Source organism: Mucilaginibacter sediminis, assembly GCF_051903035.1.
GTDB lineage: Bacteria > Bacteroidota > Bacteroidia > Sphingobacteriales > Sphingobacteriaceae > Mucilaginibacter.
This window is the reverse complement of sequence record NZ_CP170602.1, coordinates 4,440,506-4,453,095: the sequence shown is the minus strand read 5'-3', so window position 1 is coordinate 4,453,095 and position 12,590 is coordinate 4,440,506. Positions and strand designations below refer to the sequence as shown.

Below are 12,590 nucleotides of genomic sequence, written 5' to 3'. Positions count from 1 at the left end.
ATGACGCATACAAGTAACAGCAGCCCTGACGAAATATCGGTAACAGAGTTTGTAAATAAATTTCGTTTAGTTAGTAATTATTTAAAAAGTAAACTACTTATCATACTAATAGGTGGGGCTTTAGGAGGCATATTAGGAATAGCTTACGCAATAATTAAAAAGCCTGTTTATACTGCATCATCTACTTTTGTATTAGATGATGGAAGTAAGGCTGGTGGATTAAGCCAATACGCAAGTCTTGCATCTATAGCAGGTATTGACATAGGTGGTGGCGGTGGCGGCGGCATATTTCAAAACGATAACATTCTTGAGTTATATAAGTCGCGCCTGATGGTAGAAAAAACGCTACTAAGCCAAAGTGAATTTGCCGGTAAAAAACAATTGCTGATTGATAGATACATCAGTTTTAATCATTTACGGCAAATTTGGAAAAATGATGAGGGTATTGATAACATAACATTTTCCGGCGATCCGGGTAAGTTTACGATTAAACAAGATAGTATCATCTCTAAAATTGTTGAGGCGCTTAATAAACAGTCACTTTCGGTTAGTAAACCCGATAAAAAGTTAAGTATAATAAGGGTTGATGTAACAAACAAAGACGAACTTTTTGCGAAAGAGTTTAACGTTAAGCTTGTTGAAAAAGTTAATGAGTTTTATACCCAAACCAAAACAAAAAAAAGTGAGCAAAATATTCGCATACTACAGTTTCAGGCCGATAGTGTGAGGAAGGCATTAAATGGCTCAATTGGTGGCGTGGCCTCGGCAATTGATGCGTCTCCTAACGCAAACCCGGCGTTGCAGGTATTGCGCGTACCTTCGCAAAAAAAGCAAATTGATGTACAGGCAAGTACAGCTATATATACAGAAATAGTTAAAAATCTTGAGCTTTCAAGGATGGCTTTAAGACAGGAAACGCCTTTGATACAAATGATCGACAGCCCTGTATTGCCGCTTGAGAAAACCAAATTCAATAAGGTAGTTGGTTTCTTGGCTGGTTTTTCGCTGGCGTTGGTAGCTGTAGTAATATTGCTTTTGGTTTTTAGGGCGTATAAAAAAAAAGATTAGAATTAACGGCTCCATGAAAATCAATGTTATTTTACCTCACGTTATACGCAAACCGGGTGGAGGTACAAAAATTATGTATGAGTTTGCTAATCAGCTTAATATTTTAGGGCATGATGTTGCCATATACAATTGTATGGAAACATCGTTTTTTAAGCTAAAGAAATCCCGTAATCTATTGCGGAAGGTCTACTTTTCTTTCTTCAAACATCCGGCATGGTTTAAATTGAATAGTAATATAATATCGGCCATTATAGATAAAGTAAGTAACAAGGATATAAGGGACGCTGATGCGATATTTTTTACTGGTTGGTCATTGGCGCATGACCTTCAAATATTAAATGTTGCAAAAGGGCAAAAGTTTAACCTGATACAGGACCTCGAATTTTGGACCGGTAACAAGCAAGACATTCTCGATTCATATCTATTCAAAAATATAGTAAAGCTTACTTATTCAAATCACATCAAAAAATATATAGAAGAATTTGGTGAAAAAATCCATAAAATATCCATAAGCGTTGACAGGAGCCTTTTTAAAATAATATCGCCCATTGATTCGCGGGATAAGGATAGTATTTGTATGATGTACTCAACAGAGGAACGAAAAGGATCTAAGTACGGCCTGGATGCGCTGCTTCAATTAAAGCTGCAAAATCAAAAGTTAAAGGTTCATTTGTTTGGTACATCGGCCGGGCCTGCAGCTTTACCTGCAGATTTTCACTATCATCAAACGCCTTCCAATTTAGCACACATCATGAATAGTTGCGCTATATTTTTAACTCCCAGCCTGTGGGAGGGATATGGTATACCGGGTATCGAGGCTATGCATTGCGGTTGCGCGGTTGTTTGCTCTGATGCAGAGGGCCATCTCATGTATGCAAAGGATAACGAAACCGCAATAATTTTTAAATCCGGCAATACAAATGAAATTATTAGTGCATTATTAAAATTATTAAGAAACGATACCGAAAGATTGAGAATTGCAAAAAATGGAAATCGATTTATTTTAGATCAAAAATCGTGGCAAGGCTGTACAACCGAATTGGTGGAAGTTTTTGAGCTTAATAAATAGTCTGCTTTATCAATTCAATTTTACTTACGTATTCAACCGCTAACTTAAACTGCTTTAATTAAAAACATATTGAAATTTACGTCCAGATTAAATCAGTATTTTAAAAAATCAAGTATCTCTATTACTATTGGGCTTGGTGCGCTTAAAGTTGTTAAAGCGGTGTTAACGTTGGTTATCATTATTTTATCGGCAAAATATTTTGGTGCTTCATCCGATAGAGATGCCTGGCTGGTTGGTGTGTCAATTATAACGGTATTTATACAACTTTTTTTTGGCCCGGTTAATGAAACATTTATCACCAAATATATTCATATCCGCGAAGAGGAATCAGAGCAAAAGGTTAATGACGCAACCAACTCGCTAATTTCTACAATAATTATCATATCGTTAATTATCAGTATTTTAGTTTATTGCTTCTCGCCAAATCTGGCAGATTTATTTGCTCCCGGTTTTACGCCGGCACAAAAGAATGTGCTGGTTTCTATGATTAATATTTTAATTCCCTCATTGGTCATGCTTGAGGTTGTTAATATCTGGAGTTCAATTTTAAATGCCTATAAATCATATTTTATCCCCGATTTGTTTTCTTTTATCTCCCTTACGCTGAACATCATTTTAATAATAGTGCTATCGCCGTCTATAGGTATTTATTCATTGATTGTATCGGCTTATGTAAGTTCCATATTGCTACTTGCAATATTATACAAGGAGCTTAGGTTTAAATTCAACTACAAATTTAGGCTTGTAATGCCGAGTTTGCAGCTGGTAAAACCGTTTTTTATTTTTGCGCTGCCGTTGTACGTCAATTATTTGTTTTCTCAGGCCGATACCATTATTGAGCGGAACTTAACAACAACCAAGGGAACTGGAAGCACCTCGATGCTTGATTACGCAAGAAAATTTACAGAACTACCAACAGGCCTTATGATTGCTGTGGTAACCACGGTGCTAACCCCACTGCTATCATTATATGCTGTAAAAAATACGCGCGAAGAACTGATGCAGGAAACTCAGAAATACTTTCGGTTTACAGCCTTGATAATACTTCCAATAGCAATTATGCTCATAATTGTACCACGCGAAATTGTTGAAATTATATTGGTAAGAGGAAAATTTGTTGAACTGTACGTTGAACCTACAAGTTTATTATTGCGATGGTATGGATTGGGGTTATTTGCTGTGATATTTTATGTGGTTTACACACAACTACTGATAGCGCAAAAAAGGGTTTACTTTTTCTCAAAAGTTGTAATTTTAACTTATTTGGTAAAAATATGTTTTAACCTGTTTTTTAATAAATATTTTGAGTTAAATACTTTTCCAATTTCTTCAATGCTATCTAACCTTGTTATGGGGCTTATATTGATGTATTTTGGTTTAAAAGAGTTTCGGAAAAAGATGCTCACTGATGCTTTTTTAGTATTGTTTATATTTTTAGCCCTATCGGTTGGCGGTTACTTTTTACGCGATTATCTTAAACCGTATTTAAAAGATAATTTAATAATGGTTTCGGTCATTTTAGCATTCATTTTTTTTACAGAACTGGGGCTTATTTTGGTGTTGAATATGGAGGAAGCCATGGTAATTAAAAGATTTTTCAATTCATCGTATAAACGGATTTCGTTAAATGGGAAAAAAGATAAAAATTATTGAATGTGCAGACCAGTTAGGCTTGGGTGGAACAGAATATGCACTTCAATTATATTGTAAATATTTAGACAAAGAAAGGTTTGACGTTACCGCTGTAGGTCTTTATAAAGGTGGCGAAAGAGAAAAACTAATTAGCGATCTGGGTATAAACGTAGTGGTGTTAAATGGTGATTTTGAAAAATTTGAAACGCTTATACGGCAAACTGATGTTTTTCATTGGCACGGTTATGGCCAGGTTGACAACAAACTTTTTGCTTTTTTAAATAAAAACAAACCCCGGTTAATTATACAGACCAACGTTTTTGGCCATTTTGAAAAATCCCGCTATTATGATTTAATTGATTTTGATCTGTATATATCAAAAATGATTTTGGTAAGACGTATGAAGCTTGACAAAGCTTTTGCAGATCAATATGCCTATAAACGAAAGGTATTGCCTTATCCTGTTGATATCGACTTTTTGAAAGGCAAAGATATTGAACCGGGGGGGCAAGAAGTAATTAAGTTTAAACAAATGCACAACATTGCTGATTGTTTTGTGGTTGGAAGAGTAGGTCGTGCCGATGATCATAAGTTTGATGTAATAACCCTTATCGCATTTAAAGAATATCTTAAATATAACAGAGAGGCTAAATTTTTACTTGTGGGCGCCACAAAAAACATGAAGTCGGTTATAAAAAAATTAAAAATAACCGATAGCGTGGTAATCTTAAACAATACATCAGATATGAGGCAGCTTTTAACCTATTATAAAGCTATGGATGTGTTTTTGGCCGCAAGTAACATAGGTGAAAGTTTTGGAATGGTTATGGCCGAGGCCATGAGCATGGGGGTACCGGTAGTAACTATAAGTACCCCGGCTAAAGATAACGCCCAGGTTGAGGTTGTTGATAACGGAGTTACAGGATTTGTATCTTATCGTTTAAAAGAAACAATAGCCCAGGCCATTAACGAAATAAGCTCAAATCCATTATTGGCCAAAGAAATGGGAAAAAACTCCATTGATAAAATTTCTTGTTCGTACAATGCCCAGGCAATTGTATATAGCCTTGAGCAACTGGTATTTGACAAATTAGGTGTTGAATTTGAAAAAAGACCGAGTTTAATTGTTGACTGGGGCGACAATCTTAAGGTTGATTACAAAAACAGATGTAATGAGCTATTTGGCGAAATTGACAAGTTAGGTAAAGTAAAAGTTTGGTATTATCAAACCCTGGCGTTTAAAGTTTATAATAAACTTTCGGGCATTATCAGAAAGAAACTTTCATGAAAATATTATTTATTAGTGGTGCCGGTCAGCCAGATTATCTATGTGATTCTTTATACCATGGCTTAAAAGAAAAGTATGGTAAAGATGTAGAATCTGTTAATGACATGTGGTATATGTACAACACCTTGTTGCCAGATGAGCAGCAACATTTATATGGAAAAGGCTTTTCTTTATATGGCCTTTTGAATACTCAGGTTAAAAATGTACCATCAATAACCGAAATTGCCAGTAGAATTGAAAATAATTATTATAGATACATAATCTATGGTGGTGTACAACAGTGTAAATTGTTTTTAAAAGAGGTGTTTGATAACTATCCTTCAAATAAAATTATATTTATTGATGGCGAAGACAGAACATCTGTGCTTCCTCAATTGGTAAGTAAGGGGCTTTATTTTAAAAGAGAATTAGTAAGCACTCAAAAGAACGTATACCCAATCAGTTTTGCAATTCCGGTCGAAAAAATTGTCGATAGCGTTCCTCATAAAAGCCGGGATTGGGCGATAAACTACCCCGGAGAACTTAATACGTATATTTACAAAACAGAAGAATCATATTACGCCGACTATCGAACATCCAAGTTTGCAGCTACGTTTAAGAAGGAAGGCTGGGATTGTCTTAGGCATTATGAAATATTAGCAAATGGCTGCCTGCCGTACTTTAAAGATTTAAAGGATTGTCCTGCTAACACATTGACCAATTTCCCAAAGGATGTATTGCTGGATATAAAAACAAAGATTGAAAGTAAAATTTCTTTTTCTGATGAGGCATATAACCAGCAAGTCAATTTGTTATTAGATCATACACGGAGAAACTTAACAACCGAAGCTTTGGCAGACTATGTTATCAAGGTAGCCTCAGATAACCAGCTGGAAGAAAATAATAAACCGGTCAAAATACCTCTGGATGATGCGGTACAGAAGGCTGATTTTATTGACCAGGTAATAAATAAAGTAAAATCGCCGGTACCGGTAATCATTCACCATGGGTTATCATCGGTTCAGGAATTAAGGTTTTTGAAAAAAAGCAGCTTTACCTTATATGCCAATTCAATGTTCAAATCGGCATTAAATGATAATTGGCCCAATGGAGTTGCCGTAAAGTGTTATACTGACAATGATATGCCTGCAGCGGCCGACGTGATTATTTTAGATACCGTATTGCCCTACCAGGAGAATATTTTAGAGTATATGCAAAATGTTATAAAATTGATGCGGCAGGATACCAAACTAATTATTGTAGTGCCCAATTACAGGAGCTTAGGAACTGTTTTAGGGTTCATGAAAAACGATTTAAAGTTTGGGCGCTTAACGCTTGCAAAAAGTTCGCAGGTTAATTTCTATTCTAAAACTTCGCTAATTAAGTTTCTAAACTCCTTTAATCTGCAATATAAAAAAGTTTTTGGCTATAGCTTTGACGAAACGCATCCAATAAAAAGAATGTTAAACAAGATGGCTTTTTTACAGTATTTCACCTGTAAAAAAATACTGATTGAAGCAGAGTTAAAACATGAATAGAGCTTTCATTGTAGTAGTAAATTATACCAAATATAAGGACACCATCGAGTGTCTTGAAAGCGTGTTGAAATCGTCTTACCAGGACTTTCAGGTTATTCTTATAGATAATTCTCCTGATGATATTTCTGAAAATAACATCCATAACTGGCTTAACGGCCAAAGCAAAGATGATATAGAGACTTTATTTCCAGAATTAGTTTATCCGTTAGTTAAAAAGCCTATCCCTTATAGCTATATCAAAGAAGAGCAGCTTAACGATATGCCTTATTTAAAAAACGAGCGTTTATTATTTGTCAGGGCTGCTAATAAGGGTTTTGCCGCTGCTAATAATTTAGCTTTTAACTACATATTAAGGCAGGCTGATGAATCTTCTTTTATATGGGTGTTAAACAACGACACTGTTATTGCAAAAGATTGCCTCGAAAACCTGATTGGATTTTATAAAAATGGGGAAGGCGACACCATATTAGGTAGTAAGCTTAACTTTTATTATAAAAAAGAAGTATTACAGGCGGTGGCAGGCAGATACAACAAGTGGTTAGGCAGCACCTATCATGTTGGCGAAGGCGAAATTGATAACGGACAATATGATAATTTTACAATGAACCCGGATAATTATATAGTTGGTGCATCAATGTTTTTGCCATTTTCGTTTTTGAAAAAAGTAGGTTTGATGAATGACGACTATTTTTTGTACTATGAGGAGTTGGATTGGATTTTGGCAAGCAAACAAAAGGGGTTTAAGCCGGCATTACAGGCCAACGCGATTGTATATCATAAAGAAGGCACTTCAATTGAAGGAGCTTCTTTCGGCGGCAAAAATAAAGATAAATCTTTTGCTGATTATTATTCGATAGTTAATAGGCTCAAGTTTACAAAAAAATGGTATCCCAGCTGTTTATATACAGTTACCCCCGGAGTTATTTATGCGTTATTAAAAAGGCTTTGTAAAGGTAGATTTGCATTTGTAAATAAAACGGCCAAAGCAGTTATTAAAGTTTTGGCCACTGATTATCATAATAACAACATGAATAATGGGTAATTTCATTCTCTTTATTTCATTAACAATTTTAGCAATCGGACCGCTAATAATTTGGCCAAGCAGATACAACATCCCCATGTGGTTAAATGTTGGTTTTGTGTTCGTAGCTTATTTTGTTCCGTTGTTAATGTTAAGCGATAATGAAAATTACAACGGCGAAGTTTTTGACCTGTTTTATAAAATAACAGTTTTAGGGGCTTTTTGCTATTTGGTTGGCATACTGCTTGGTAACTTTTTGCCTCTTATAACAATGCCCTTAAGCTTTGTGATCAGAAGCGATGAGTTTTACGAAAAAAGATTTATAAAGCTTACACAGATATTTTTGATAGTTGGCATAGTGGGGATGTTATTAAGCTACCTGGTGATGGGCTTTGTGCCCGCCTTTGCAAGTGATCCACTCAACGCCAAGTTTTTTAGAGGACCATATCAGGCTCCTTACATGAGAGTTGCGGTTTTATACCGGGTTGCTAATCTTATTTTAATTAATGCTATCGCTTTTGGGTTTATATTGTTTTATCTAAAAAGAAGCCTGTTTAATTTTTCATTAATTATATTGGCGTCATGCGTATTATTATCGACATTAAACCGGGGCACAACGGCATTTGCCTTATTAACAGTTATTGGTTTAGTATGTGCCAGTAAGGGTAAAATATATTCATGGCTGTTTGTTATTATAAATTCCCTAACCATTATTGTTGGCAGTATCTCTTATTATATTATAGGGCTCATTTTTGGTATAGATCAATTTACGGATCTGTACGCTGAAGATTCCATATGGACGCTTATCGCCTCCGGAGCTCCGGATATATCAGATCAGTTGCAGTTTTTAAAAATGTATTTGCTCAATCCCGAACTCACCTATGGTAAAACTTTTTTGGGAGGATTGGTGCCAGGACATTATAAATGGAATCCATCGGTTTGGGCACTAAGTGTTATAAGCCCTGATACCGATCTAAATGACATTACATCGGGGGGCTTACGGCTACCGGTATCAATATGGGGATATACGTCGTTTTCCTGGCCCGGTGTAATTATGGTAAGTTTGATATCCGGGTTAATAATTGGATATTTTACCAAATATCTTAAACACTGGATGAAAAATCGAAACATGGCTAAAAATATTGTAGCTATTACTTTTTATAGTTTAATTGGAATGCAATTTTCTGGCTTTTACGTTTTCTCTTACATGTTTTTTCCGCCACTTATTGTACTCTTTTTTTACATTTTTATCCTGAAGAAGTAAGAATGAATATCGTAGTAAACGCCCGTTTTCTTACCCAAAAACTTACCGGGGTACAACGTTTTGCCATCGAAATTGCCCGGCATTTAAAAGCGTTGACGCCCTCGGTTAAATTTGTTGCCCCGTCAAATATTATTCACCATCAGTTAGCGGCAGAACTTGAAGTAGCCATAATAGGTAAGCGTAGTGGTGTTGCCTGGGAGCAAATTGACCTGCCCCGGTATTTAAAAAAAAATGAGACGCCATTTTTGATCAACTTGTGTAACGTAGCTCCGCTTTTTTATAACAATCAGGCCATAACGTTGCATGATGTTGCTTTTTTAGTCAATCCCGATTGGTTTAGCAAAAACTTCGTACGCTTCTATAAATTTCTAATCCCGCGAATTGCTAAAAAGGCCCAAATTGTTTTCACCGTTAGTGATTTCTCTAAGTCGGAAATTGTGAAGTACATTGGGATTGATCCTCGAAAAATAAAAGTAATATATAATGGAGTATCAGATCTGGCGGCTCCAAAATACGCCGGGGCAGGTTACGGGAGGTATATTTTAACGGTTGGATCGATAGATAAAAGAAAAAATATCCTGAACCTTATAGAAGCTTTTAAATTAACAACTAACAAAGATCTCAAACTTGTTATTGTTGGCGATGTTAATTCAATTTTTAATAACCAGGGTAACGAAATGCTCAGAACCAATGGAAACGTCATATTTACGGGGCGTGTTGATGACGCTCAGTTAGCGGGTTTATATATGCAAGCGCAAATGTTTGTTTATCCAAGCCTATATGAAGGCTTTGGGCTTCCTCCTATCGAGGCTATGCAATATGGCTGCCCTACCCTTGTTTCTGATATTCCCAGCTTGCGGGAAGTTTGCGGCGATGCCAGTTTATACTTAGATCCTCTTGATACAAACGATATATCGAAAAGGATAGACTTATTACTTAACGACGGGGATTTGCGTAATAGTCTCATTAAAAAAGGTAAGCAAAACAGTAACAGATTTAGTTGGAAAGTGTCGGCTAAGCAAATTGCCAAAACAGTAGAAACTTTAATTATTAAAATTTGAAAGTAGCATTAGTACATGAATGGCTTACCGTTATTGGCGGCTCAGAAAATGTTTTTAAAGAAATAGCCTCACTTTATCCGAATGCCGATATTTTTACATTGGTTGCGCGGGATGAAACTATTAAGGCGTTGAATCTTAGCAATCATAAGATAACAACATCATTTATTCAGAAGCTGCCTTTCGCGAAAACAAAATACAGGTCATACCTACCACTGTTCCCCCTCGCGGTTGAACAATTTGATTTGTCGGGTTATGACCTGGTCATTTCATCTTCTCATGCCGTGGCCAAGGGGGCGTTAACAAATTCAAACCAGTTGCATATTTGTTATTGCCACTCTCCGATAAGATATGCCTGGGACTTGCACCATCAGTATTTAAAAGAATCCGGATTGAATAAAGGTGTAAAGGGATTTGTCGCAAAATACCTGCTTCATCGGATCCGGGCCTGGGATATTATTAGCACCAACCGTGTTGATCATTTTATAGCCAATTCAAACTATATCGCTAAGCGTATCAAGAAGATTTACGGCCGCGAAAGCACAGTTATTCATCCTAACGTTGCAACAGAAGATTTTTTGCCTGTTTATAAGAAGAGTGATTATTACGTCACTTGCTCGAGGTTTGTGCCCTATAAAAAAATTGACCTGATTGTTCAGGCTTTTGCCCAAATGCCGGATAAAAAACTCTTTGTTATTGGGGATGGGCCTGATTTTAAAAAAGTGAGCAAATTAGCAAAGTCAAATACTATATTATTGGGACATCAGCCATTTCATGAGTTAAAAAGGTACCTGGCAGAAGCAAAGGCTTTTGTTTTTGCAGCCGAAGAGGATTTCGGCATTTTACCGGTAGAAGCACAGGCTTGCGGCACGCCAGTTATCGCCTATAAAAAAGGCGGGGCTTTAGAAAGCGTCATCGAAAACAAAACAGGAATATTTTTCGACGAGCAATCGGTAGAATCAATCAAACAAGCGGTTGAATGGTTTGATGTTAATAAATCATTTTTTAATTATAATGAAATTGTTACACACGCGGCCGGGTTTTCAACTGAAAGGTTTAAAAAGGAGATTCTGGACTATATCATTAGCAAGAAGACTTAGCGTGTTGCACTTTTTTTCAAAATAATAAATAATTAATGTTGTGTTGTAGCGTTTATGAGTTAGTAGTCGTATTTGTAGTAGTTGTTGTCATTTTTGCATAATTAGTGCATTATAAGTGAAAAAGTATTACATTTGCGCATCCTTATCCTTAACCCTTATGAATATACGTTACTCAAAACTCCTACCCATAATCACATTTATCAGTGATTTAATAATATTAAATATTAGCATACAATCCGCTCATTTATTGGTATTTAACTACTTTTCCAATGAGATAACTTCGTCTGTTTTTTTACTTTTGGTTAATATGGCTTGGGTTTCTATTGCCTCATTAACCAAAAATTACGTGATCCAACGGCCGTTGGTACTTAGTAATAGCATCAACAGAATTTTGTCGTCCCTTATTTACCATTCGGTAGCTGTACTTGGCGTGGTATACTTTTTCAAGTTTTATGAAGTAAGCCGTTGGGAAATGCTTTTTACTTACCTTCTGTTTTTTATCTTAATAGTTGTTGAACGATCATTGATTTTTGCGGGATTAGATTATATCCGCAAAAAGGGATTTAATATCAAGCACATTCTTATAATCGGAAATGAAGATATCGCGCGCAGGGTAAAAAGCTCTTTTGAGAAGCAGCCGGAATATGGCTATAATTTCGTCGGTAATATAACAGAAGAATCGCTTAGTAAAATGACGAGGCAAATGTTATTCGATAAAATTATAGAAACAGACGTAAAAGAAGTGTTTATATGTTACAGGGCGCTTGACCAGAGTTTGCTTAAAAGCATTGTTGATTTTGGCGACCAGAATGCTATTAAAATTAAGTTTGTTTCTGATTTAGTACTTGAAAACAGTAGTGCAACTATTATCAATTACAAAAGTTTTCCGGTAATTCAGTTGTCCAATTCTGTTGAACTTAGCCTTAAAATAGTTATTTTTAAACGGTGTTTTGACATTCTGTTTTCATTGTTTGTGATGATACCGGGATTTCCGGTATTTATATTGTTAATGATAATAACGAAGTTGACGTCAAAAGGACCGGTGTTTTACGCTCAGGAAAGAATTGGAAGGAATAATAAGCCATTTAAAATTTACAAGTTTCGGAGCATGTATGTTAACTCTGAATTATTAGGGCCTCAATTATCAAGTGATCACGATCCGCGGATTACTAAATGGGGGCGTGTAATAAGAAAGTCCCGATTAGACGAACTACCTCAGTTTTGGAATGTACTAAAAGGTGATATGTCCATTGTAGGGCCAAGGCCCGAACGCCAGTTTTTTATAGAGCAGCTCATAGAAAGATCTCCTAATTATAAAAAGTTGTTACGCTTGAAACCGGGTTTGACTTCAATGGGGCAGGTGAATTATGGCTATGCTGAAAATGTTGACCAAATGTGCAACCGTATTCGTTATGATTTACTTTATCTTAATAACATAAATTTAAATAGTGAAATTGGCGTAATCTTAAAAACGATTAGAGTGATGACGCAGTTAAAGGGTAAATAACAGCTTTTTGTTTAGCTTGTTATTTATTCGGATTGAACACGAAATTGGAACCGCCCGGTTTGGGAG

The 12,590-nt window shown here is 35.9% G+C and carries 10 protein-coding genes; all 10 read left to right on the top strand.

All coding sequences use genetic code 11. The annotated features are described in order from the left end of the window. The 10 genes from ACFGVS_RS18135 to ACFGVS_RS18090 all read left to right on the top strand — a co-directional run bounded on the left by ACFGVS_RS18135 (nt 1) and on the right by ACFGVS_RS18090 (nt 12,524). A complete protein-coding gene (locus ACFGVS_RS18135; protein ID WP_274210531.1) occupies nt 1-1,068 on the top strand; it encodes a lipopolysaccharide biosynthesis protein in 1,068 nt (355 codons plus the stop codon). Between the two features lie 13 nt (nt 1,069-1,081). Next, nucleotides 1,082-2,137 (top strand): glycosyltransferase family 4 protein, encoded by a 1,056-nt coding sequence (locus ACFGVS_RS18130; protein ID WP_274210530.1) that lies wholly within the window; start codon nt 1,082-1,084, stop codon nt 2,135-2,137. Nucleotides 2,138-2,206: 69 nt separating this feature from the next. Then, nucleotides 2,207-3,790 carry a murein biosynthesis integral membrane protein MurJ gene (murJ, locus tag ACFGVS_RS18125; RefSeq protein ID WP_274210529.1) on the top strand — a complete coding sequence of 528 codons (1,584 nt, stop codon included), beginning with the start codon at nt 2,207-2,209 and terminating at the stop codon, nt 3,788-3,790. Next, nucleotides 3,765-5,057, top strand: coding sequence for a glycosyltransferase family 4 protein (locus ACFGVS_RS18120; protein ID WP_439695046.1), 1,293 nt, complete (start codon nt 3,765-3,767; stop codon nt 5,055-5,057). Before murJ ends, ACFGVS_RS18120 begins: the two co-directional genes overlap by 26 nt. Further along, complete coding sequence (locus tag ACFGVS_RS18115) at nt 5,054-6,574, top strand: hypothetical protein (protein WP_439695045.1); 1,521 nt, start codon at nt 5,054-5,056, stop codon at nt 6,572-6,574. The genes ACFGVS_RS18120 and ACFGVS_RS18115 overlap by 4 nt, the downstream gene beginning before the upstream one ends. Further along, nucleotides 6,567-7,616: a glycosyltransferase family 2 protein gene (locus ACFGVS_RS18110; RefSeq protein WP_274210526.1), complete on the top strand. Its 1,050-nt coding sequence runs from the start codon at nt 6,567-6,569 to the stop codon at nt 7,614-7,616. Before ACFGVS_RS18115 ends, ACFGVS_RS18110 begins: the two co-directional genes overlap by 8 nt. A 76-nt stretch (nt 7,617-7,692) precedes the next feature. Continuing rightward, the gene (locus ACFGVS_RS18105) at nt 7,693-8,859 is read left to right on the top strand and encodes an O-antigen polymerase (RefSeq protein WP_274210525.1); all 1,167 of its coding nucleotides are present in this window, start codon (nt 7,693-7,695) and stop codon (nt 8,857-8,859) included. A gap of 2 nt (nt 8,860-8,861) precedes the next feature. After that, the gene (locus ACFGVS_RS18100; protein ID WP_439695044.1) at nt 8,862-9,920 is read left to right on the top strand and encodes a glycosyltransferase family 4 protein; all 1,059 of its coding nucleotides are present in this window, start codon (nt 8,862-8,864) and stop codon (nt 9,918-9,920) included. Continuing rightward, nucleotides 9,917-11,017, top strand: a complete 1,101-nt coding sequence (locus ACFGVS_RS18095; RefSeq protein ID WP_439695043.1) for a glycosyltransferase family 4 protein — start codon at nt 9,917-9,919, stop codon at nt 11,015-11,017. Before ACFGVS_RS18100 ends, ACFGVS_RS18095 begins: the two co-directional genes overlap by 4 nt. A 157-nt stretch (nt 11,018-11,174) precedes the next feature. After that, nucleotides 11,175-12,524: an exopolysaccharide biosynthesis polyprenyl glycosylphosphotransferase gene (locus ACFGVS_RS18090; protein WP_439695042.1), complete on the top strand. Its 1,350-nt coding sequence runs from the start codon at nt 11,175-11,177 to the stop codon at nt 12,522-12,524. Nucleotides 12,525-12,590: the final 66 nt, after the last annotated feature.